This window comes from Anabaena subtropica FACHB-260 (genome assembly GCF_014697105.1).
In the GTDB taxonomy this organism is placed as follows: Bacteria; Cyanobacteriota; Cyanobacteriia; order Cyanobacteriales; family Nostocaceae; genus Trichormus; species Trichormus subtropicus.
The window spans coordinates 35,141-58,766 of the sequence record NZ_JACJRF010000023.1 but is presented as its reverse complement, the minus strand read 5'-3'; the positions used below and the strand labels follow the sequence as shown (position 1 = coordinate 58,766).

The 23,626-nt window shown below is 38.2% G+C and carries 24 protein-coding genes; 17 read left to right on the top strand and 7 right to left on the bottom strand.

Annotated elements, in window-relative coordinates:
- Positions 1-13: 13 nt before the first annotated feature.
- The 9 genes from H6G18_RS14445 (at position 14) to lpxD (ending at position 10,556) form a co-directional block, all read left to right on the top strand.
- Positions 14-970, top strand: a complete 957-nt coding sequence (locus H6G18_RS14445) for a glycosyltransferase family 2 protein (protein ID WP_190407798.1) — start codon at positions 14-16, stop codon at positions 968-970.
- Between the two features lie 63 nt (positions 971-1,033).
- The gene (locus H6G18_RS14440) at positions 1,034-2,305 is read left to right on the top strand and encodes a lipopolysaccharide biosynthesis protein (protein ID WP_190407797.1); all 1,272 of its coding nucleotides are present in this window, start codon (positions 1,034-1,036) and stop codon (positions 2,303-2,305) included.
- Positions 2,306-2,352: 47 nt separating this feature from the next.
- Positions 2,353-3,549, top strand: a complete 1,197-nt coding sequence (locus H6G18_RS14435; protein ID WP_190407796.1) for a polysaccharide pyruvyl transferase family protein — start codon at positions 2,353-2,355, stop codon at positions 3,547-3,549.
- A gap of 215 nt (positions 3,550-3,764) precedes the next feature.
- Entirely contained in the window at positions 3,765-4,841 is a 1,077-nt protein-coding gene (locus H6G18_RS14430) for an acyltransferase family protein (protein ID WP_190407795.1), read from the top strand.
- A gap of 90 nt (positions 4,842-4,931) precedes the next feature.
- Positions 4,932-5,909 (top strand): glycosyltransferase family 2 protein, encoded by a 978-nt coding sequence (locus H6G18_RS14425; protein ID WP_190407794.1) that lies wholly within the window; start codon positions 4,932-4,934, stop codon positions 5,907-5,909.
- A gap of 50 nt (positions 5,910-5,959) precedes the next feature.
- A complete protein-coding gene (locus tag H6G18_RS14420; protein WP_190407793.1) occupies positions 5,960-6,922 on the top strand; it encodes a glycosyltransferase family 2 protein in 963 nt (320 codons plus the stop codon).
- A gap of 65 nt (positions 6,923-6,987) precedes the next feature.
- On the top strand, positions 6,988-8,262 hold the full coding sequence (locus H6G18_RS14415) for a lipopolysaccharide biosynthesis protein (RefSeq protein ID WP_190407792.1): 1,275 nt from the start codon (positions 6,988-6,990) through the stop codon (positions 8,260-8,262).
- Positions 8,263-8,290: 28 nt separating this feature from the next.
- Entirely contained in the window at positions 8,291-9,412 is a 1,122-nt protein-coding gene (locus tag H6G18_RS14410) for a glycosyltransferase (RefSeq protein ID WP_190407791.1), read from the top strand.
- 88 nt (positions 9,413-9,500) lie between these two features.
- Positions 9,501-10,556: a UDP-3-O-(3-hydroxymyristoyl)glucosamine N-acyltransferase gene (gene lpxD, locus H6G18_RS14405; protein ID WP_190407790.1), complete on the top strand. Its 1,056-nt coding sequence runs from the start codon at positions 9,501-9,503 to the stop codon at positions 10,554-10,556.
- A 99-nt stretch (positions 10,557-10,655) separates the two neighbouring features.
- Here lpxD and H6G18_RS14400 read toward each other — a convergent pair whose 3' ends face one another.
- Both H6G18_RS14400 and psbP read right to left on the bottom strand, forming a co-directional pair.
- Positions 10,656-11,261 carry a nucleoside triphosphate pyrophosphatase gene (locus H6G18_RS14400; protein ID WP_190407789.1) on the bottom strand — a complete coding sequence of 202 codons (606 nt, stop codon included), beginning with the start codon at positions 11,259-11,261 and terminating at the stop codon, positions 10,656-10,658.
- A gap of 203 nt (positions 11,262-11,464) precedes the next feature.
- Positions 11,465-12,010, bottom strand: a complete 546-nt coding sequence (gene psbP / locus H6G18_RS14395) for a photosystem II reaction center PsbP (protein ID WP_190407788.1) — start codon at positions 12,008-12,010, stop codon at positions 11,465-11,467.
- Between the two features lie 110 nt (positions 12,011-12,120).
- Here psbP and H6G18_RS14390 point away from each other — a divergent pair, with 110 nt between their 5' ends.
- The 4 genes from H6G18_RS14390 (at position 12,121) to H6G18_RS14375 (ending at position 14,808) form a co-directional block, all read left to right on the top strand.
- A complete protein-coding gene (locus H6G18_RS14390; protein ID WP_190407787.1) occupies positions 12,121-12,744 on the top strand; it encodes a hypothetical protein in 624 nt (207 codons plus the stop codon).
- A gap of 129 nt (positions 12,745-12,873) precedes the next feature.
- Complete coding sequence (locus H6G18_RS14385) at positions 12,874-13,878, top strand: DUF2278 family protein (protein WP_190407786.1); 1,005 nt, start codon at positions 12,874-12,876, stop codon at positions 13,876-13,878.
- 150 nt (positions 13,879-14,028) lie between these two features.
- A complete protein-coding gene (gene def, locus H6G18_RS14380) occupies positions 14,029-14,592 on the top strand; it encodes a peptide deformylase (RefSeq protein WP_190407785.1) in 564 nt (187 codons plus the stop codon).
- A gap of 12 nt (positions 14,593-14,604) precedes the next feature.
- Positions 14,605-14,808, top strand: coding sequence for a hypothetical protein (locus tag H6G18_RS14375; RefSeq protein ID WP_190407784.1), 204 nt, complete (start codon positions 14,605-14,607; stop codon positions 14,806-14,808).
- Between the two features lie 184 nt (positions 14,809-14,992).
- Here H6G18_RS14375 and H6G18_RS14370 read toward each other — a convergent pair whose 3' ends face one another.
- The 4 genes from H6G18_RS14370 to H6G18_RS14355 all read right to left on the bottom strand — a co-directional run bounded on the left by H6G18_RS14370 (position 14,993) and on the right by H6G18_RS14355 (position 19,860).
- On the bottom strand, positions 14,993-15,430 hold the full coding sequence (locus H6G18_RS14370) for a hypothetical protein (protein ID WP_190407783.1): 438 nt from the start codon (positions 15,428-15,430) through the stop codon (positions 14,993-14,995).
- 570 nt (positions 15,431-16,000) lie between these two features.
- Positions 16,001-17,857, bottom strand: coding sequence for an alpha-amylase family glycosyl hydrolase (locus tag H6G18_RS14365; protein WP_190407782.1), 1,857 nt, complete (start codon positions 17,855-17,857; stop codon positions 16,001-16,003).
- A 141-nt stretch (positions 17,858-17,998) separates the two neighbouring features.
- Positions 17,999-18,658, bottom strand: a complete 660-nt coding sequence (locus H6G18_RS14360; protein WP_190407781.1) for a response regulator — start codon at positions 18,656-18,658, stop codon at positions 17,999-18,001.
- Positions 18,655-19,860 (bottom strand): sensor histidine kinase, encoded by a 1,206-nt coding sequence (locus tag H6G18_RS14355; protein ID WP_190407780.1) that lies wholly within the window; start codon positions 19,858-19,860, stop codon positions 18,655-18,657. The genes H6G18_RS14360 and H6G18_RS14355 overlap by 4 nt, the downstream gene beginning before the upstream one ends.
- A gap of 557 nt (positions 19,861-20,417) precedes the next feature.
- On the opposite strand from H6G18_RS14355, the gene H6G18_RS14350 reads away from it, so the two are divergent.
- From H6G18_RS14350 to H6G18_RS14335, 4 genes are all read left to right on the top strand, one after another.
- The gene (locus tag H6G18_RS14350; protein WP_190407779.1) at positions 20,418-20,930 is read left to right on the top strand and encodes a Spy/CpxP family protein refolding chaperone; all 513 of its coding nucleotides are present in this window, start codon (positions 20,418-20,420) and stop codon (positions 20,928-20,930) included.
- A complete protein-coding gene (locus H6G18_RS14345; RefSeq protein ID WP_190407778.1) occupies positions 20,930-21,115 on the top strand; it encodes a hypothetical protein in 186 nt (61 codons plus the stop codon). Before H6G18_RS14350 ends, H6G18_RS14345 begins: the two co-directional genes overlap by 1 nt.
- A gap of 193 nt (positions 21,116-21,308) precedes the next feature.
- Entirely contained in the window at positions 21,309-21,560 is a 252-nt protein-coding gene (gene sipA, locus H6G18_RS14340; RefSeq protein WP_190407777.1) for a regulatory protein SipA, read from the top strand.
- Between the two features lie 57 nt (positions 21,561-21,617).
- Entirely contained in the window at positions 21,618-22,175 is a 558-nt protein-coding gene (locus tag H6G18_RS14335) for a peroxiredoxin (protein ID WP_190407817.1), read from the top strand.
- 94 nt (positions 22,176-22,269) lie between these two features.
- On the opposite strand, the gene H6G18_RS14330 is transcribed toward H6G18_RS14335, so the two are convergent.
- Entirely contained in the window at positions 22,270-23,508 is a 1,239-nt protein-coding gene (locus tag H6G18_RS14330; protein ID WP_190407776.1) for a glycosyltransferase family 4 protein, read from the bottom strand.
- Positions 23,509-23,626 lie beyond the last annotated feature (118 nt).

Genomic DNA, 23,626 nt, shown 5'->3' with positions numbered 1-23,626 from the left:
CATTTAATAAATTATGCCAAAAGTATCTGTTGTAATTCCCGCCTACAATGCCATGAAATACCTTCCAGCTACATTGGAAAGTGTTTTACAGCAAACCTTTACCGACATAGAAATCTTAATTATTAATGATGGTAGTACAGATAATATTATCGAATGGACTACCAAAATTACCGACCCACGAGTGCAAGTAATTTCACAAGAAAATAAAGGATTATCGGGAGCGCGTAATACTGGGATTACTCACGCATCTGGAGAATACATAGCCTTTATTGATGCTGATGACTTATGGTTGCCGACTAAATTAGAAAAACAAGTAAAATGTTTGGATAATTCACCACAAGCTGGTTTAGTTTATACATGGACAGCCTGGACTGATGAAACTGGCAAACCTACAGGTGTGATAGTAGCGTCTAATGTCGAAGGATATGTCTGGGAACAAATGGTTGTCAATGACAAAATATCTAACGGTAGTTCGGCGATGGTTCGCCGTATTTGTTTTGACAAAGTAGGCTTATTTGACGCAGAATTAACCAGTTCTGAAGACCGTGATATGTGGATAAGACTAGCTGCTCATTATCATTTTGCAGTAGTCAAAGAACCACTGACACTCTATCGCCGACACTCACAAAGTATGAGCAAAAATCGTCCCAAAATGCTCAAAAATATCCGCCGAGTTTTTGAAAAAACTTTTGAATCAGCGCCAACCGAGTTACTATACTTGCGAAATCGTAGCTATGGATGGATAAATCTATATACAGCCTGGACTTGTATGGATGAAAAAAATTACCAAGAAGCCATAAAATATCGTCGCCAGGCTCTTTTACATTACCCACAGATTTTTTTCACAACCTATTTTTTACGTTTGAGTGTAGCTATCGTGATTATGAGCCTATTGGGTTCTCAAGGCTATGATAACTTGCGATCGCTCACACGCAACTTACGAAGATTAGTTCTGGGTGCTGTTACCTGATATTTCTGGTTACACAACAAAATACTTGTATAAGTTTTACCTGGCAATATCAACACAATTCTAATGATAATCAACAAGATAAAACAATTATTATCTGGTCAATTTATCCGCAACGTTGGTTGGCTAGGAACAGCAGAACTAGTAAACCGTATTTTTCGCTTAGGAACAACTGTCACTCTATCTCGAATGTTTAGCTCCCAAGATTATGGAGCAATGGCGATAATTTATACAATCTTTGAATTTGCCAATGCTTTCACCTTAAGAGGGGGGATTGGTGCAAAAATTATTCAAGCAGATCAAGAATACCTCGCAACTATATGTAATACATCCTACTGGCTAAATTGGATATTGGGTATTTCCCTTTTCTGTATTCAATGTTTATTAGCTTTTCCTATTGCTAATTTTTATGAAAACAACAGTCTTGTTTTACCAATTTGTGTAACTGCTATATCCTACTTAACTTTACCTTTATTCACAGTTCATGCTGCTCTAATTGAAAGAGAAAATCGGCTAAAAATTATAGCAATTTGTAATGCTGTCCAGTCATTTTTAACAAACCTAATAACTGTATCCTTAGCATTGTTAGGTATGGGTATCTGGTCTATAGTCTTGGCAATAGTATTATCTAATGTACCTTGGATTATTATCACAAGAAAATATGAAAAATGGAAATTCCCCAAACAGTTTTCCCTCGAAAAATGGGAAATTATAGTGAATTTTGGTAGAAATATATTAGGTATAGAATTATTAAATAAAATCAGACTTAACTCTGATTATTTAATAATAGGAAAATTTTTAAGTATTGAACAATTAGGACTTTATTATTTCGCCTTTAATGCTGGATCTGGCATTACTTCTAATGTAGCCTATTCATTTATATCAGCTTTATTCCCTCAAATTTGTGCTGTGCGGCAAAATTATCATGAGATGAAAAAAACTTATATTCATGGTCTTAAATTAATGCTTTTTGTGATCACTTTTATTGTGACTCTACAAACATCCTTAGCACCATTTTATGTACCCATCATTTTTGGTGAAAAATGGATAAAAGCCATACCAATTTTAATTATTATATGTATTTCTGTTGTTCCTTTAACATTTAGATGGGCAAATTCTACCCTCCTAAAAGCTACAGATAGAACAAATTTACTATTGTCATTTGATATCATTTATACTTTCATTTTTGCTGCTTCTATACTTGTAGCCGTCCAATGGGGTATATTTGGTGTCGCTATAACTGTTCTCGTAGTTCACTCTGTAATGGCATTAGTTTTTGGTGTTTGGGCTGCTAGAAATGTTTTTGTGAAGGATGTATCTGTTTCCTATCTCAAGTAATTCGGAAAGTTAGCTAAAAATTTTGTAAACTCAATAAGGTGTTGAACATGAGAATTGTAGTTGAAAATGGTAGCCATCACCTCAAAAATATGGGCGATTTAGCTATGTTGCAGGTTGCTGTACAAAGGCTAAATAAAATTTTCCCCACAGCGCAAATTAAAGTATTCACAGATGTACCTGCGGAGGAATTAAACAAATATTGTCCAGGTGCAATTCCCATTGAAAACAAGTATCATGGTGACTATTTTTCAGCTATCAAAAGGAAAACAAGTGACTTTTTAGTAGGACACAAATATCAGTTTAACCAAGCAATCAAACAGATTATTGATGAAGCTGACCTGATTGTAACAGCAGGTGGTGGATATTTAGGTGTAGACGCATTTAAATATCACGCTATATCTGTTATAGACTTAGTGAAATTAGCTAATAATGCAGGAAAAACTACTGCTATTTTGGGTCATGGCTTTAGCCCAACAAAAGATCAATTGTTTCGTAAAAAATTAACAAACCTACTTTCTGAAGTAGATTTAATTGCAGTTCGAGAGCAAATTACTAGTGTTCCTTTACTGAAGTCTTTCGGTGTGACTAAGAACCAGATTGCTATCACGGGTGATGATGCAGTTGAACTTGCCTATCAAAATCGCAGAGATAAACAAGGAGATGCTATTGGTGTCAATATTAGAATGTCTAACTATTCAAATATTGAGCGCGAAGCATTTAATTGTATCAAAGAAGCATTAGTAGAAGCTTCAAAAGCTTTCAATACTAAGCTAATTTCTACACCAATTTCATTGGTTGATGAGGAATCAGATGTGGCTACAGCCAGAGCTTTGAATCTGGATGAAGATGGACAAGGATTAGATTCACCATTGAAAGTTATTCAACAAGTAGGGCGTTGCCGTGTAGTTGTTACTGGTAGTTATCATGCAGGTGTTTTTGCATTATCACAAGGTATACCTGTGGTGGCTTTAGCTAGCTCTAAATATTATCAAGAGAAGTTTTTAGGATTAGCAGATCAGTTTGAAGTCGGCTGTAAAGTTATTCTTTTTAGTAATTATCCAAATACCTTAAAAGAGGAAATTTCACAGAGTATTCAAGACGCTTGGGAAAAAGCAGAATATTTACAAATTCCACTTTTGAATTCAGCGCAAAAACAAATTGAATCCGGCTATCTTGCTTATGAGACACTTGCTGATTTAGTAGAAAGACAGAATAAGAGTAACTATATTTTACCTAAAGTTTGATTACCACTTATGGTAAATTTTTCGTAATATTAATCGGTGTGTTACGCTTTCAGTCTAACATACCTCTTATGGTATAACTTTTATTTTATTGCTTCACTTTACATAGCAGTAGCTGCTTGGATTAGTACCAAATACAAAACTCTAGATGACTGTACAGTCCTAAGAAATTGCCCAATCTTCATCACAGATAAACATTAATAAAATGAGGGGAACCAATGAATAATCATCCCAAATCCAAAAAAAGGCTTTATACTATCCAAGTTTTACGTGGAGTAGCCGCCATCTTAATAGTCCTAGTCCATTGCAACTTAATATTTAATCAAAACTATGAACAAGATTTTTTCTTTAGAATATTTAATTTTGGTGGCTCTGGGGTAGACTTCTTTTTTGTATTAAGTGGATTTATTATGTTGTATATTCACCAACATGACATTGGACATAAAAACAAAATTCAATCATTTTTATTTAAAAGGTTTACTAGAATATACCCTATATACTGGCTAATTCTATCACTCAAATTATCTTTAAATCTACTTCCCAGTTATGAAGCTGATATCAACCAAAGAAATATTGTTGAAGTAATTAAAGCTTTTTTATTATTGCCCCAAGATAGAAATATTCTTTCCGATAGTTTTTTAGGGGTTAGCTGGACTTTAAGCTTTGAATTGTTATTTTACCTAGTGTTTACTTTATTAATTATTTTGCCACGAAAATTTTCTTATCCAATAGTTTTTGCTTGGTTATTAATGACAATTAGTAATTTCATGGATGTGATTAATATACCAGAAGAAAGCTTGTTACTAAATTTTTTATTTAATTCTTATAACTTAGAATTTGCACTAGGTTGTTGTGCAGCATATTTATTTTCTACACGTAAAATTAATTTGGGAATGCCTCTGATTTTTCTAGGGGCTTTCTTATATACTTTTTCAGCAGTTAATTCTTACTACGGCATCATAAAATTATCAACAATAATTTCTTTTGGTATTCCGTCCACTTTCTTGGTACTAGGATGTGCATCCTGGGAAAATAGAAACAATATTCAAATTCCTAATTGGCTTGTTTACATTGGTGATGCCTCATATTCTATCTATTTAGTTCATGGATTTATTATTAATAATCTCACAAAAATTGTTTTGAAAATTTATCCAGCAATTACACAAGACATTTTAAGTTTGAATATTTTAGGATTTCTTCTTGTCTTTGTGGCTACCTTTATTGGATGTATTTTTTATACTTATATAGAAAAACCACTGTTCTTAATTTTTAAGCCTAAATTAGCTAAAGCCTAGAATCACAATTATTCCCAGTCATCATTTGTCTTTATAGGATTTGAGTGTTTTCATGATGTTACCAAATTTTAAACATTGAGATTAAAATCTATGCCACAAGTGTCTGTAGTCATTCCAGCATATAATGCCATTACTTATCTTCCCGAAACTATCAAATGTCTTGCCAAACAGACCTTTGATGACTTTGAAGTAATAATCGTTGATGATGGTAGTTTGGATGAAACTGCACAATGGGTATCTCAATTACAAGACCCACGTATTAAACTTATTACTCAAGTAAATCAAGGCTCGTCAGGAGCTAGAAATACAGGTATAAAACACTCACAAGGTGAGTTTATTGCATTTATGGATGCTGATGATTTTTGGCAACCAACTAAACTAGAAAAACAAGTAGAAGCTTTGCAAAAAAAACCAGAGGTAGCTTTAGTTTACACCTGGGTAGCTTACATAGATGAGGCTGGAAAACCAACAGGTAGAATTGTTAAACATAATGCAGAAGGCCAGGTATGGGAGAAATTTACAGAGCGTAACCTCATCGAATGTGGCAGTGTACCGATGATTCGTCGCCATTGTTTTGAAAATGTAGGTTTATTTGATACTAGTATTGATGCTGCACCAGATTGGGATATGTGGCTGCGTCTTGCAGCTTGTTATCCTTTTGCAGTTATTAAAGAGCCTTTAGTTAGTTATCGTCAGCACTCTAATAATAAGTCCAAAAATTATCCTAAGTTGCTGCACGACTTTCGCACAATTATCGAAAAAGCATTTCAATCTGCACCCTTTGAAGTTTTACACCTCAGAAACCGTAGTTATGGTAATCTGAACTTACTAATAGCCTGGAAATGTATACAGAGCAAAGATAAAGATTATAAAAAAGCAGACTTATTTCGTCGCCAAGCTCTTAAACATGATTTTAAAATAATCTTTTCTAAAGAGTATATTCGTCTAAGTGTAGCGATCGCTATCATGAAAAGGTTTAGTCCTAATGGATACAACCAGTTTGTCCAGTTAATGTATGCTCTACGTCGGCGTGTTTCATCTGTTTCACAACCCACCAACAAATCTTAAATTAGCTGTTTGATTGCTAAGTCAAAAATTTTGTATTTAAGAGATGTAATATGCCAAAAGTTTCTGTTGTTATTCCTGCCTATAATTCTGTAGCATATTTGCCAGAAACAATAAATAGTGTATTATCCCAATCATTTAAAGATTTTGAAGTCTTAGTTATTAATGATGGTAGTACAGATGCCACAGAAGAATGGTTTACTCAAAACGTAAAAGACCCGCGAGTAAAATTGATTTCACAAGAAAACCAAGGCTTATCCGGCGCACGTAACACAGGAATTCAATATGCTCAAGGTGATTACATAGCTTTATTAGATGCTGATGACCTTTGGGAACCGACTAAATTAGAAAAACAAGTGCTTTGTTTAGAGGCAAATCCAGAAGTTGGGTTAGTGTATACATGGACAGCATTAATAGATCAGTATAGTAAACCCACAGGTCGGATTGTTGCACACCATGCAGAAGGTAATGTTTGGCAAACCCTCTTAGAAGTTAATGTAGTTGCCAGTGGTAGTAATCCTCTAATTCGTCGTGATTGTTTTGATAATGTCGGATTATTTGATATAAATTTGTCTTCAAATGAAGACAGAGATATGTGGTTAAGAATTGCCTCTAAATATCTTTTTGCGGTAATTAAAGAACCTTTAGTACTTTATAGACAGCATCAAGGAAATATGTCTAAAGACTTTAGTGTGATGCTAAAAAATTGTCGCATAGTTATAGAGAGAGCTTTTGCTTCTGCTCCCACCGAAATACTACATTTAAGAAATCGTAGTTATGGCTCTCTAAATCTTTACTTAGCTTGGAAAGCAATTGATAGTAGAAACTATCAACAAGCAATTCATTTTAGACAACAAGCGATCGCACATCTTCCACAATTAGTATTTTCGCGCAATTATATCCGACTTTCCATAGCTATTTCATTAATACGGTTGTTTGGTTTTCAATTCTATAAAAATTGCATTAATTTATCTCATTTCATATCAGGCTCAATGCTCAGAAAAGTAGCAAAATAATTTCATCGATACAACCAGAATAATTATTCAATATCATCCACTGGGAAACACAGGGCTACAATCAGATGCTTATCGGTAAAGTAAAACAGAAATTATCTAGCCAATTTGTCCGTAACATTGGGTGGTTATGGATAGCAGAATTGGTTAATAGAATATTCCGACTAGGGACAACAGTTACACTAGCTCGGATGTTTAGTCCGCAAGACTACGGTCTAATGGCAATTGTTTATACAGTGTATGAATTTGCTATTGTTTTTACTCTCAGAGGTGGAATCGGTGCGAAAATTGTTCAAGCCGAAGAAAAAGATGTCAAAACTATCTGTGATACATCTTATTGGCTGAACTGGATTCTCTGCATATCTGTGTTTGTTGTACAATGTTTAGCTGCTTTTCCCGTAGCTTATTTTTATGGCAACCAACAGCTAGTTTTGCCAATTTGTACCTTGGCTTTAGTTTACTTGATGTATCCATTTTTTTTGGTTCAATCTGCCATGATTGAACGAGAAAATCGTTTAAAAATTAGAGCTTTGGGTAGTGCCATACAGTCATTTGTTAATAATCTTATTACCGTAGTTTTAGCCCTGTTGGGTATGGGCTTATGGTCTATAGTATGGGCTATGGTCTTATCTACCCCCATATTAATTATAATCAATCAAATAAATTATTCTTGGCAACCTCCTAAATCTTTTAAGTTAGAACAATGGCAACAAGTTTCTAGTTTCGGTACAAATATGCTTGGTGTTGAATTACTAAACAAACTTAGATTCAACATGGACTACTTAATAGTAGGAAAGTTCTTGAGTATTGAACAATTAGGAATTTATTATTTTGCATTTAATGCTGGTGTAGGAATTACATCTAATATTGTATATGCTTTTATGTCAGCTTTATATCCCCATATTTGTGCTGTCAAAGATGATTATCAACAATTGAAAAAGCGCTACTTCAGTAGTTTAAAATCACTAAGTATATTTGTAGTTATAATAGTTTCTCTACAGACATTTTTGGCTCCATTCTATGTGCCAATTATATTTGGAGAGAAATGGGTAAAAGCAACTCCCGTCTTGATGATAATTTGTGTTTCAGTTATTCCACTTAGTTTTAGATGGGCATCAAGTACTCTTTTTAAAGCAATAGATAAAACTCATCTCATGCTCTATTTTGATGTAATTTATACAGCAATATTTGGCATCGCTTTAATAGCAGCAGTGAAATGGGGTGTCTTGTGGGTAGCTATCACTGTGTTAGTTACTCATTCTCTAATGTCATTAGCATTTAATATCTGGGCTGTTAAATGTGTGTTTAGCAAGGATAAATTTTTCGCATTTTCCAAAAGTTAGTCAAAGTCAGTAACTGAGATTGCTAAATATGTCTAAATATCAGCCTCAAATTGCTTTTTATACCTACAATCTTCATGGTGGAGGCGCAGAAAGAATATATGTCAACTTAATGCAAGACTTTGTAAAACGGGGTATTAATGTTGATTTAGTGCTGAACAGTGTATCAGGTCCTTACCTATCTCAAGTGCCACCAGAAGTGAGGATTACTGATTTGAAAGCGAAACTACCATTTAAAAATGGAATTTTGCCATTAATCCGTTACTTAAGAAAAGAACGTCCTTCCGTATTAATGGCTACTGTGCATCCTCACGTTGAGGTTGCTTTACTAGCTAAATTATTAGCGTTTACTTCTACCCGAGTCTTTGTACGCGAAGATAACACTCTGTCTTTGCATTCAGCAAAAGCAACTGATAAATTACGTTGGATTCCTTATTTCTCTAAATTTTTGTATCCTTTAGTGGCTGATGGTATTGTTGCCATATCCCAAGGTGTAGCTCAAGATGTAATGCAAATAACTGGTTTAGATCAGCAAAGAGTATCAGTCATCTATAATCCTGCCATAACTTCTAGTATATGGGAGAAGTCTCAAGAACCGTTAAATCACCCTTGGTTCCAACCAGGTGAACCTCCAATAGTTTTAGGAGTGGGGAGATTAAAATTACAAAAAGATTTCCCTACTTTAATCAAAGCTTTTGCTCTTGTAAAACAAGTTCACCGATGCCGATTAGTTATTTTAGGTCAAGGTGATGAGGCGGATAAACTAAAGAATTTGATAACTGAGTTGGGACTAGAAGATGATGTAGCAATGCTTGGTTTTGCAGAAAATCCTTATGCTTATATGGCTAAAGCATCTGTGTTTGTTTTATCCTCGGCTTGGGAAGGTTTTGGCAATGTAGTTGTTGAAGCTTTAGCCGTGGGTACACCTGTAGTTTCTACCAATTGTCAAAGCGGCCCTGGGGAAATTCTTGATTATGGTAAGTATGGGCATTTAGTACCTGTGGGTAACTACAAAGAAATGGCTGTAGCAATTTCTAGTGTACTATCAGGTGATTTTAAAACTGTAGATGCAGATTGGTTGCAGAAATTCACCATAGAAACTGTTGCTCAACAATATCTTGATGTATTGGGAATCGGTGCAGTTGAAAATTAAACATAAGTTTTTACAGAAATTTGCTAATGAATGTGTTGCTTCCTACATCTCTATGTTTCAATCTTGTTAGATTAGAACACACTAAGCAATGAAATTCAGTAAAATAATAGGTCAATTAAACCCTACAACTAACGATCATAGCCTTACTTTTAACCCAGACTATGATCCAGAGATCACGGGAGTAGCTGCTATTGATGAAGCTACAAGTGGTACTCTTAGCTATGTAGAAGGTGGGAAATTTGCATTTTTGATAGGTGAGACTAGTGCTAGTGCTTTGATTTTGCCACGAGATGAAGCAATGCAAGCCCAAGCCCAAGAGCGGGGTATTGTTTGGATAGCGACATCAGAACCACGATTGTTGTTTGCTCAAACGATCGCCCTATTTTATCACCCATACATCCCAACCCCAGAAATTCACCCTACCGCCGTCATTCACCCCACCGCCAAAATTGGCAATGATGTTTATATCGGCCCTCACGTAGTAATTCAGTCAGGGGTAGAAGTTGGTGATGGTGTAATTATTTATCCCAACGTAGTCATTTATCCTGACGTGAAGATAGGCGATCGCACTATCTTACACGCTAACTGTACTATCCAGGAACGTAGCCAAATTGGTGCAGATTGCGTCATTCATAGTGGTGCTGTCATTGGTGCAGAAGGTTTTGGTTTTGTCCCTACTCGCACTGGTTGGTACAAAATGCAACAATCAGGCTACACAGTTTTAGAGGATGGTGTAGAAATAGGCTGCAATACCGCAGTTGATCGCCCATCGGTTGGTGAAACACGGATAGGACGCAATACTAAGATTGATAACCTCGTGCAGATCGGCCACGGTTGTCAAATCGGGGCTGGCTGTGCGATCGCTGGTCAAACTGGTATGGCTGGCGGTGTAAAATTAGGTAATCGCGTCATCTTAGCTGGACAAGTGGGAATTGCCAATCAAGCGAAAATGGGTGATGGAGCGATCGCATCTGCTCAAACAGGTATTCTGCACGATGTCAAGCCAGGCGAAATTGTCTCTGGGACTCCAGCTATCCCTCACAAAATCTATCTCAAAATGGCTGCTATTTATAGTCGATTACCAGAGATGTATCAAGCTTTTAAACAATTACAACGTCAATTAGGACAGGAAAAAAAAGAGTAAGAAACCGAAAAATTCTAGTTTTTGGCAAGATTTAAGTTATTACAATAAGAACTCCTGTAGAGACGTTGCATTTCAACGTCTCCACATCACCCATAATCCCTATTCCCTCGCGTTTTGCCAAAAATCAGTAACATCGTAATTTAATTCCTCCAGCATTTGCCGCAGCAAAGGTAAACTTAGACCAATAACATTGCTATGACAGCCGGCGATTTTTTCAATAAATAAACTACCAAAACCTTCTAAGGCAAAAGCACCCGCACATTTGAGGGGTTCACCTGTGGCAACATAAGCTTGAATGGTGCGATCGCTAATATCTGCAAAATAAACTTTTGTTACTTGGCACTTTACTAAAGTAGTATCTTGTGTATTATCAATCAAAACATGACCAGTGTAAAGGTTGCCAACCTGACCCCGCATCAATTTCCAACGAGCGATCGCTTCATCAGCATCTACTGGTTTACCGTGAATCTTACCATCAATAGCTAATACGGAATCACACCCCATCACCAACCCTGATGCAAACTGTGGGGCTACCGTCTCCGCCTTGCATTTAGCTAAAATTTGCACCAACTGTCCCGGTTCAGTTTCTTCAATTTGCGACTCATCAAAATCACTCGGACAAACTATTGGTTCAATACCCACAGTTTGTAGTAGACGACGACGCGCCGGGGAAGCAGAAGCGAGTACAAATTGAGGAGTTTTCATACGCTGTTAAGCATTTCACTTGTACATTTATCTGATAACTAATAACTGTCAACAGCCATTAGTCAACAGTTATCAGAAAACCGGGTTGAAAACCCCGTCGTTTTACGAAGGCTTTATAAGTAATAAGTAAATACTCATTACTCCTTACTCATTACTCCTTACTCATTACTCATTACTCCTTACTCAAATTCGTTTATTCTCCATCAATACACTGAAAAAGAACTTACAACATCTTCCATAGTTCGTTTAACCTTGCGCCAACGTTTTTCAGGAATCGACGCGTTAAAGGTAAAAAGTTTGCCACGACTAACAGCCACACTGGCAATGTTATGTCTTTCTTGCTGATTAGGCAACTTCACTAAATACTCAAGATTATAGTATGTTTTACCATCTACTTCTCGCTCTGAAGCGTTGACTAGTTCAGCCGAACGACCAGAATCAGGAGGTGCTAAAGCGGCTTTTCCCAATTTGTAGCCTACTTCTGTTGGTGTCCCCAGTTCTTTTAAAGTTTTGTCATCGGGAACGGGACTAATCACCACGGAGACATTTTCAGAAATTTCAATTAAATCGTGAAACACCACATCGGGGCCGTTAGCAACTTTTACCTGCAACCAGCCATTAGGGTATAAAAACTCATAGCCATCAGCAGTGTCTACAAAGCTCTTAAATCCCGCCGCCTTGGCTACATCAGGATTACTTAAGCTAAAGGTCAACACCAATAGCAACATCAATGCAATTCTTTTCCACATCTTTACAGATTCCTTTAGGCTGGAAGCAATATTAAGGTAAGTATGATTTCTCATGTTTATTCTCCCATCAACTGGCTCGCTTCGCATGACCAAAAAGAACTCACAATATTATGCTCACAAGTAACGAATTGCGCTGGTTTTATCCTGGTAGAATACCGGAAGATATAAAAGTTTGGTTTCAGCAGCATTGTTTAATTAACCAGGAGCAATCACCAGAAAAACGAGACGATGTGTATCTCTACGTCCCTGAATCTGATTTTTTGGGAATTAAACTCCGACAAGGTAACTTAGAAGTTAAATGGCGGACAGCAGAATTAGGTGTATTGAGTTTTGGGGAATTAGTAGCCGGAAAAGCCGAAAAATGGGCTAAATGGACTTGTAGCGATTCCACAGGAGAAATTTTTCAGCCTGCAACAGTTTTAGACAAATCTTCCTGGGTAACTATGCAGAAAGTTCGTTATTTACAGCCTTATCAAGTTTTACCTGATTTTTCAGTGCAACCAGTGGTTAGTGATGAAAATATTGATAATGGTTGCAGTCTGGAAATTACTGAGTTGCTTATTCAAAATAATACATGGTGGAGTCTAGCTTTAGAAGCAAATGGCGAGGATTTCCGGTTGATGACAAATCTTCAAGTGACCGCCGAATCGATATTCACTACTTATAGAGGCGCAAAATTATTAGCTATTAATTCTTATGCTTATCCTCATTGGTTAAGTATATTAGATTACTGATTCACTACCCAATCTACAAAAATCACCCTATCGGGTACTAGCCAATTCCAGTAATATCTAGTAATTATCTTAAATATCCAGCAACTATCCAGTTGTAGCATTTTGCACCTTGAAAACTAGGAGAAATAGATGCCCTTAAAGAATTACGGTGTACTGAAAAGTCGTGCTTTAAATCGTAAATTGGGCGAAGGCCCTAGTCCCCATTACCAAGTACTTGTCACCGACAACAAACAGAAACACCGGATTGCTATCAACGTTAAATCAAAGCAAAGCCCTTCAGAATTGCTTTATTTAGTGGATGAAAATTTCTCCCATCCCATTACTAAAGAATTGCTAGAGTTAGATTTCGGCTTTTATGAATTGCCCCGAAAACCAGGAGGGATTGCTTTAGATTATATTCGGGGGAATTTGTTTGACCCCAAACAGATGAAGCCATTGCCTTATGATGTACCAGGGCCTGACAACGACCTGAATGAATTGTTGGAATTATACATTGCCAGAGCGATCGCCTCTACTGACGCAATCCTCTATCCCTTTGGTGAAAGGTGGGGGCCAGAAATAGATATCAAAGACAAATATTTCGGTTTTCTCCCTGGTAACGGTATTCATGACATCCACATGAACCAGGGGAACGCCGCCCAATTTAAAAAAGATAACGGTGTTTGGCAAGATGGCGGACTGTTGATTCACTACCCAACACGGAATCAATGGGTGGGTATTTTCTTAGCCTTCCAGTCTCAAGCATTCCATACCGACGATATTACAGGTAACAGAATCGATGATACAGATACAATCACACCAATTGTCACAACTGGGGCAATTCGGATTATAGCTGCATTAGTAAATCCTCCAGGGGATGATGTAGGGAAAGAGACAGTTACTTTAATGAATATTTCACCCGAAAAAGTAGACTTGAATGGTTGGTCATTAGCAGATAAAGTCAAGCGCAAACAAAGCCTGAATGGGGTTATTCATCCTGGTGAAGTTCTCAGAGTAATTATTGATAGCGATAGTATTCAATTAGACAATAATGGTGGTATTATTACCCTCTTAGATGCCAAAGGCATCAAAATTGACGGTGTTGCTTATACCAGGAAAGAAGCTCAAAAACAAGGTTGGACAATTCTGTTTTGAGGGAGTAGAAGAATCAGGCGAAGAAAGCAGGGGAAGCAAAGAATAACTAATGACAACTGACAACTAACAACTAACAACTGACCACTGACTAATAACTAAATTGATAGAATTAGGTTAGTAGGAATTTGCACAATCTAGCCGACAAAAGTCATGCCTTCTGAAATTGCTGTTGAGAAAAAAAAGTTAAAAAATCCACCTTTGCAACTCCACTATTTAGGCGATCGCGTGCTGCGTCAACCGGCAAAGCGGATCACAAAAGTAGATGATGAAACGCGGCAATTGATCCGCGATATGCTACAAACTATGTACAGCAATGATGGCATTGGGTTGGCTGCACCCCAGGTAGGAATTAATAAACAACTAATCGTCATCGATTGCGAACCCGATAACCCAGCGAATCCACCACTGATATTAATTAACCCCACAATCAAACAGGTAAGCCGAGAAATTTGTACTGCTCAAGAAGGCTGTTTGAGCATTCCGGGGGTGTATATGGACGTTAAACGCCCGGAAGTCGTAGAAGTTGCCTATAAAGATGAAAATGGCCGTCCCCAGACATTAAAAGCTACTGACTTACTCGGACGCTGCATTCAACACGAGATGGATCACCTCAACGGTGTAGTATTTGTAGACCGTGTAGATAATTCCTTGACTTTGGCACAGGAGTTATCTAAAAATGGCTTCTCGTATCAGGCTGTGAAACCAGTAGCATAGGGTGGACTAGTAGTGTATTTAACTCCAAAAAGCGGTTTATTTCTCCTTGGCTCTTGCATAAGTGCGATCGCAGCTGTTGGCTCCGTGTTTGAACTCAGTTATGGACAACCAGATTTAGGCTTCCAAACCACAGCAATTATCCTGGGTTTGAGTATTCCTCTCACAGGATTATTTTTTCTTGCCGCAGTGAGGGACGCAAAGGCTAACATTAAATAAGCATCAGGTACATAAAAAAGGTGAAAGGATGAACCAAAAGGCAAAAGTCATTCTTTCACCTTTTATTTTTGGATGAATGTTTGATACTCGTGAATGAATCATCAAGTCATTGCAAGTGTTCGCGGTAGCGTCTCGGAGAGAAGCAATCCCAGTTGATCGTTTCTCTCTATGTGCTTTAAGACTACTAAAAATTTAGAGTGAAATTGTCACTTTTACATTTTCTGAAAAAACAAGCTTCTGCTTTACCTTCCATTCGCAATGGCTGAACTTTCATACAACCGCGAATTTGAGCGCGAGTACCAGCAAGATCCACTGTGCCGAAAGTGGCACAACCACCGTCTTTACCGATGTATTGCTTTTGGCTGGTAACAGGCCCTAACTTGGAGTAAATCTCATAGCCTTGTCCTCTAGACTCGGCACACACAGATACACCTTTAATTGTTTTCACACATCTTACAGTTCCAGCATTAGCCATACTATCGGTAGAAGTAACCGCCAAAAAGGGAAGGGTAGCAGCGATTAATGCAGTCACGATTTTTAAAGGTTTGCGAGCCATAAATTTCTTGGTTTGAGTTGCTTGGTTGGACTGAGAAGTTGATACTAAGTTTTGAGTAACTGACATAATTGAATCTCCTTAATAAATAGTTGAGAATTTCAGTCATATTTGTGAAAGAGCATGGCAATATCAGCCAAGTGAACCACGCTAGGCATAACTTGCATTTACAAGTCAGTGCATGGATTCAGTCGCTGCGATCGCAGATATCATGCTTGAGTTTTAGTTCAAGCTTTAATGAATGCTCTGTCCTGTTTGTCTGGTGCGAGTCCATCCGTTTTTCAGGACTCCTATACTTTATGCGTTAATCCCAGTCGGGTCGATTGGGATAAATTGAGGAAAGTTAAGGATCTAAATTAAGTAGAGTTCGACGGATACAAAAAACACCTCTCCCCTGCAAGGCTAAGGTGTACACACATCTCTGTGCTAGGTGAAAATGTGGTTTGATCCCCATTAAAAAGGGGGACTTTGATTCTAGTAGGCTGTCAAGTTAGTTTTGAAGGTTCGTAGTAAGGACTTTAGTCCTTACTACAAACTTACTTATCCATCAATTCAAACTTGATGATCTACTAGGGCGTAGGCGAGGGCGTCCTGCCATTTCCCCCCCTGCCCAATTCCTAATTCTTCCCCACTCCCCACTCAAACTAAAATCGCCATTCCAGAAGGTGGTAAATCAATCCTGACTGTTGCTCTGCCATCATCTTGATACTGCACTACTACAGTTTGCTCATCTGGTGGGTAGTGCAAGTTTTTCTCACTCCAATCGCTCTTATATAAAAAGCTCATGGTTGAGCCTTGAGGATGGATGGAAGCATCAACTGTCACTTCTGCACCACGGTCTTCTAAGCCGTGGGTATTGAGTGCCATCAATACTTCAGTGTTAAATAATATCTGTGACCAAGCAACTAACTCCCCTGGGCCGGGTATGGAGAATGGGTAGCCACAAAATGAAGTTTCACGCGGATAGTGATTTCCACGGCGCAAGGCTTTGCCAATTCTATCGTGACTATTACGGATGCGAGCGATCGCGGCTATTCGCAAATAGGTAGGATGTTCGTGATTGAAGAAATGACAGTCTGCGGTTTGGAATGCACCAAACGCACCGCCAAACATGGCTTCTCTGATATATCGGTCTTTCCCATTGTGTCCAGGTTCTACACTGTCATCGTGATAGCCTTCATTGCCATCAAAAGCTTGTTCTGTCCCATAGTAAATGCAGGGAATTCCTGGCATAGTTAACTGTATACCAACAACATGAGCTACCTGTTCATATAGGTTCGGGATGTTGTTATGTGCAGCAAACCTCTGTTTCCAGCCACGGGATATCATGTCATGGTCATCCAAAACTGAGACGTGATGTAGACCTATTTGCCGATATTTCCCCGCCAGTTGATGTTCGTTATACAGGTCAAAAAAGACGTTGGGATGTGCTAAACCCTTAGCCATTGAGGTCAAAGCATTAGGTGCGCTGACGATATCGAGTACAGAACTGAGGTTGCGACCAATAATATCTATGTAAGCTTCCGCCATCGTCTCTGAGGTGATTTCCCCAGCTAATAAGAAATTATCTTTACCTATAGATTGGGCATATTGACGAATGGCGCTACAGAATTTGCGGGAATGTTCTGGCGAAACGTGTTTGACTGCATCAATGCGAAATCCATCACAATCAGAAAGAGCTATCCAATATTGATAGACTTTCGCCAAAGCTGCAATTACTTGGTCATTTTCTAGATTTAAGTCTTTTAAATCATAGAAGTCACCCCGGCGAAATTCTGCATGGGGACTTAGTGGGTCTTGTTCTGGTGGGACATCCCAGTTACCAATCTCACCTGCACGAGTGTACCAGTCAAGGTTTTGAAATTCTTGCGGCCAAACACCATCTTCAGGGTTAGTGATTTCTGGAATCGATTCACCTGTTTGAGAGCGCCAACCATGAACGGGATAGTGAGGCCAGGAACGATAAGATAAGGTATTTCTGGGATTACCACTTTCATCAGAGTAAAACCAGTTGTTGCCGCTATGATTGTAAATCACATCGAGGATGACATACATCAGGCGATCGTGAGCAGCATCGATTAAATCTCTTAAATCTTGAAGCGTACCAAAGCGGGGGTCAATATCCAAGAAGTTTTGAATACCGTAGCCGTGGTAAGTTTCTAAATCTTTACGTTGTTTCCAAGGGGGGTTAATCCACAGTGTAGTTACTCCTAACCCTTGCAAATAATCCAACTTACTCCTGATACCCTTGAGAGTTCCACCTACAAATTTTTTACCGGCTCTCATCCAGCTAGCTTTGTCTTTAACTTGGAACCTTAAGGGGTTGGTGCGGTCAAAAAGTTCTCGTTGAGATTCATTACCATCACTAAATCTATCTGGTAGCAGTTGGTATAAAACTTGGTCTCGCCAACTGACTGGACTTAGCTGGATTCTACCTCGTGGTTTCAGGTCTGCATCAGAGAGGTATTGCGGTGCAAATTCTTCAACTTTAGCCATGAGGATTGACGCATCGATATTAATGCGAGAAGATGCACCTTTAATTTTGATACTACTTAAGTGATATTTTCATTTATCCACGGAGGTATTTGATGACCTTAGGTGACAAAAGGTTCAATATACAGGGAAACGCCATAGTTCTTATTCAGATTCATTTAAATGACTCAAATAGGTATTGGCAACAATAGCGGCTTGGGTGCGATCGCGCAAACTCAACCGATTTAAAATATTAGTAACATGATTCTTCACCGTCCCTTCAGAAATGTAGAGTTCCTGAGCAATTTCTCGGTTACTAGCACCTGTAGCGATTAATCGCAGAACTTCTTTTTCTCTGGGGGTAAGTTCAGCTAAATTAGGAGGAACAGGTGGTGTTTGGTTTGGTGTAGCCTGAAACTGCGTTAAGAGTTTTTTCACTATTCCTGGCCCTAATTGAGTATACCCCTTATAAACTGCCCGAATCGCCACAGCTAATTCTTCTGAGGGTGTATCTTTGAGTAAATAACCCATTGCTCCATGTTGCAAAGCGGCTTTTACATATTCATCATCATCAAAAGTTGTCAGGACTAAAACTTTAACACCAGGAAAACTTTTTTGAATTTCTCGTGTGGCTGCAACTCCATCCATAATCGGCATTCTGACATCCATCAACACTACATCTGGGTGGCATTGAGAAATCAAATCAATGGCGATTTTACCGTTTTCTGCTTCTCCAATAATTGTTAAATCTGCTTCTAGTTCTAATAATGCTTTTAATCCTTGACGGATCAGATTTTGATCATCTACCAATAGCACTTTAATCATGTTAATCTGCCTAAGGGAATATCAACTGTAATTTGACAACCGCAACCAATAGCGCTATTGATGAGGAATTTTCCTCCTAATGCTAAGGTGCGATCGCGCATACTTTGTAATCCAAAACCTGTAGTATTTTCTTGGATATCAAAACCTCTTCCATTATCCTGAATTATTAGATATAAGCTACCTCGATTAAGGGAAATTTCCAAATTAACTTCTGTCGCTATAGCGTGTTTAGAAATATTTGTTAATGATTCTTGAATAATGCGATATATAGCTGTATTAACTTCCATTGATAAGTGATAATTAATATGCAGATTGCGATGTAATAAAATCCCAGTATTGCGTTGAAAATCCTCAGCAATAATATCAACTGCTGCTTCTAAAGTTTTGTCTTGCAAGGGATGAGAACGCATAGTAGAAACAGAATTTCGTACATCTTGTAAAGCTTTAGAACCAAGTTCTTTGGCTCTAGCTAAAAAACTTTGTGCTTTATTGGGATTAGATTGTGCCAGTTTTAATGCAGTTTCTAATTGTAAATTTAAAGCCGTTAAAGAATGACCTAAAGAATCATGTATTTCCCTGGCAATACGATTACGTTCTTCTAGAGTCGCTTGATTTTCAATACGTAGAGCATACTGACGTAGTTTTTCATTAGCAACTGCTAACTCTTCTCGACTCCGCCTTTCAGATAATAAACTATTCATTAACAGTAATACGAAAATTAAGCTCAAGCCAAACACTAAGGTTAAGCTTAAAGTAAAAAAGCGGAAACGCTCTTGTGCTTGTATTGGTAATGTAGTACGGGGTAATCGATTTATGAGAGTGAATAAAAATAAACTAAACGAGATAAAAGTAACAGATAAACGTCCTGGTAACTGAAACATTAAACAACTACGAGTCACCAAGATAATGTAGAGAAAGGGAAACATTCGAGCTGCTCTACCTTCAAATAACCCAGTAATAAAAATCAATATGATTTCACAAGCGGCATAAATTATTTTAGTTATGTTGTTACTAGTGGGTAAACGCAAACCCATTAAGCCAAATATAGTGATACTAAGAATTGTGAGTTCGGGAAATCTACTAGAAAATCTTGGTGAAGGATATGGCAAGACAGATGTGATGATAGAAATTGCTAGTAGTATCCATTCTAAATAGAGTAGAAAAGGAAAAGGATGATTATGAATTTTAATATATTTAGCCATAGTTAATCCCGAAAAGAATAAGGATTGAAAATTCAAATTTATGAGGAAATTGAAAAATTATAGAAACTTTTACTGGGCTAATATTTTATTTTTTAAGATATACTGAGAGTAGGAATTAATCAATCTATGTTTAAAGCGTAAATATACGGTTTTCTTTTCAGCACAGGCTACGCTAAAAGAAATCAAACTAGACTGCTCTATTTTCATTCAAAGTTTTTTCATACTGGATTCTAAATTGTGCTTTGTTCTCTAAGTAAATCGGTACTAATATACAAGGGTGTGTTGTCACCAAGCGCCGCACCATCAAGAATTATAGGTGCATTAGCCTACGGCATAATACACCATACAGACAATTGATATTTCTTCATAGACATTGAATTTTTCTCGCCGACTTACTTAATATTTACTTTAATTAGTAGAAGATCACCAGTCACTTGAATCAGGATTAAAGTATGACAAAAGTCATGGATATATTCATGACTTTATCCTCATGTAAACAGCTGATCTGAGTTCCTAAGATAGTGACATCCCCACTGGAAAACAAATCAAGGTAATCCATGCAACTCAAGTCATTATCTCTGTTAGCTGGCGTTTTCGCTCTGACTCTAACTGCAACTCCCTTTGCTGTTCAAGCACAATCAGCCTCTTCTTCTCCGTTTTTAGTTGCACAATCTGCTAAGAGAGGCCCTTGGGAAGCTTTGGGACTCAGCAACGAACAAAAGACCAGAATCCAACAAATAATGAGTAACAGCCGCGCCCAAATGGAGGCAGTTTTTACTCCTGAACAAAAAGCTAAAATGGCAGCCGCGCGCCAAGCACGTCAGGCGCAGCGTCAACAAGGTCAACGTCCACAAGCAGGACAAAGAGGTCAACGTGGTGGCAAGAATTTTGCTGAGTTGAATTTGACAGAAGAGCAAAAAACCAGAATGCGGACAATCCGCCAAACATCACAACAACAAATTGAAGCAGTCTTAACTCCTGAACAACGTACAAAACTACAAGAAATGAAGGCTAATCGCCGTCAGCGTTGGCAGCAAAGACGCAATAATCAACCCGCACCTCAAAGCTAATGATGCAACCCCTTGCTACTTCCCCTGGCTCTACTCCTCGCCTACAGCAATTTTTAGATTTGGTTGATCGCCTGGCTGAAGCAAGGGGACAAAAATTTCCCCCAATTGTGGAAATAGAAAAACTGCGATCGCTTCCTCAATTGCAACCAGAATTATTTTGGCACTTACCCTTGACAGAAGTATAAGAGTTGTTGGCGATCGCCACCTCTGGTAGGGTTTAGGCCATCACTCACAGTTAACAGACTTCTTGCAGAAGACAGGAAAGGGGAAAAGTTCCCTCCCCTTCCCTTTACTTACTTCCCAACAAAACAGCATATTCAAGGCTTCAGAATCCCGGTATCTTTGAGATACTGGGATTCTCGTTTCTCACGAATCATTATGTCTGAAGAATTTATTGTTGGTAGTAAAGTCCGTGTTGTGGCATTACCGCCCTACATCAAAACCGCCGACCCTATGCCTATGTTACGTCCCCCAGATGTGATTCATCTAGGAGAAGAAGGTATAGTACTTGACCGTCGTCCTGGTGGATATTGGGGTGTCCGCTTTACTAAAGGAGCTTTTCTGATAGATAGTCAATACATTGAAAGTGTAGATAAACTGCCAGAAATTAATGATGCGGAGACTTTGTGATATCTTTCGTAGCCAAGAATTGTAAACTTGTGTAAAGTTATTATTCTTGTTTACATCATGATTTCCCGTCGCCATTTTCTCCACATCTTGCTTGTCAGCTGTTTTGCTGTCATGAGTTGGTTAAATTTTGCCCCTACTGCTGATGCACTTGGGGGTAAACTCCCCCCTATCAATCAACCTGCACCAGATTTTACCCTACCAACCAATACAGGTGACGGTAAGTTATCCCTGGCTGACTTGCGTGGTAAGTGGGTAGTCCTTTATTTTTACCCCAAGGACTTTACTGCGGGTTGTACGATTGAAGCCCGCCGTTTTCAGCAAGATTTACCAAAGTACCTAGATAAAAACGTCCAGATTATCGGTGTCAGTGCGGATGATATAGATTCCCATGCAGAGTTTTGTGATTCCGAGGGGCTAAAATTTCCGTTGTTAGCTGATACTACTGGCGCAGTTAGTAAGGCCTATGGTTCTTGGATCGGTTATGTATCTATGCGTCATAGCTTTATCATCGATCCTCAAGGCATCCTCCGCGATACTTTTGTCAAAGTTAATCCATCTGTTCACAGTACGGAAGTTCTAGCGCGACTTGAACAATTGCAGTCCGCAGCTTCTTAGTTTTTGATGCTTTAAGCACTCAAATACTGATTACAAAACATCAGCCAAATTTAGAACCCCGATCTCTCTGTGAAAATCGGGGTTTTCTCATCAGCTAAACACCGCTTTTTCCCAGACAAACTTGTTCATAACGCTTACCTGCGATATTCCAGGTAAATTCAGTTTCTACAAGTTGTCTACCATTTTGGGATAATTGCGATCGCATCTGTGGATTCTCGAACAATTGACTAATAGCATCAACATATTCTGCTGGTTGATTGGCTCTGAATGCTGCTAAAGGTGTATCATTACCATCAACGGCTAGTCCTTCTAAACCGCGATCGCTGGCTACTACTGGCACACCTGCGGCCATTGCTTCTAAAGTTTTATTTTTAATGCCAAAACCTGTACGTAGCGGCACTACACACACGGTAGATTGATGGAAATAATCTACCATTGAAGGTACACGACCAGTAACTATTACCCCTGGAATATTTTTTAGATTTAAAACTTCTGGTGTTGGTCTAGCGCCAACGATACTAAATGTAGCGTCAGGATAACGCTTTTGTAGTTGGGGTAAGACTTCCACTGCAAAGAAACGCGCTGCATCGATGTTATGAGAAGCATCCATAGCCCCAACAAAGATTAAACTATGTCCGCCTGGGTCTTGGGAACGATTGGGAAATAATTCTAAATCAACACCGTTGGGAATTACTTTAATATCAATATCGGGGCGGAGTTTGAGAAATTCCTGGCGATCGTCTTGTGTTGTCACCACAATCTGAGAGAATTTACTACAGTATCGCTGTTCGTAACGCTTCAAAACAAGAGAAAGATAAAGGCGATCGCGTAATACATTCTGTGCTGCACCCATTTCTAAATGGTCACGAATCCAACCGTAAACTGAACTATGGACATCTATAACTGTGTTCACACTGTTACGAAATTCTGGACGGATATAGATTTCATTTACACTATGCTCACAGGTAATCACATCATATTTCTTCGCCGCAACGCAACTATCCACTACAGCCTGAATTTCGGGAGAGTAGCGATAGAGAACATTAGGCGGTGTCGCTTTCCCCACCGACTCTAGAAACCGTCTAGTTTTCGCTAATAATTTAGTAATGACATTTTTAGACTGGGGTTCTGGTGGTAAGGGAAAAATCAGTAGTTCACTAACATAATTACGTAGTTCTGACACTTCAGCATCCGACACACCCTTGTTATACTGTGTCACTAAAGTCACATCATGATTTTGTTGGAGGTATTTGAGTAAATTAAAAGTTCTAATTTCCGTTCCCCCACGACTAGGCGGATAAGGGAACGTCGATGAAAGCATGAGAATACGCATATAATTGTTATACTCCTAAATGTAATAATTATGTTTTATAACTCATATACTATAGTTATAAAAACGTTATTATTCCAAAATAAAACTATTAGATTTACATATTATTTTTAACATAAAA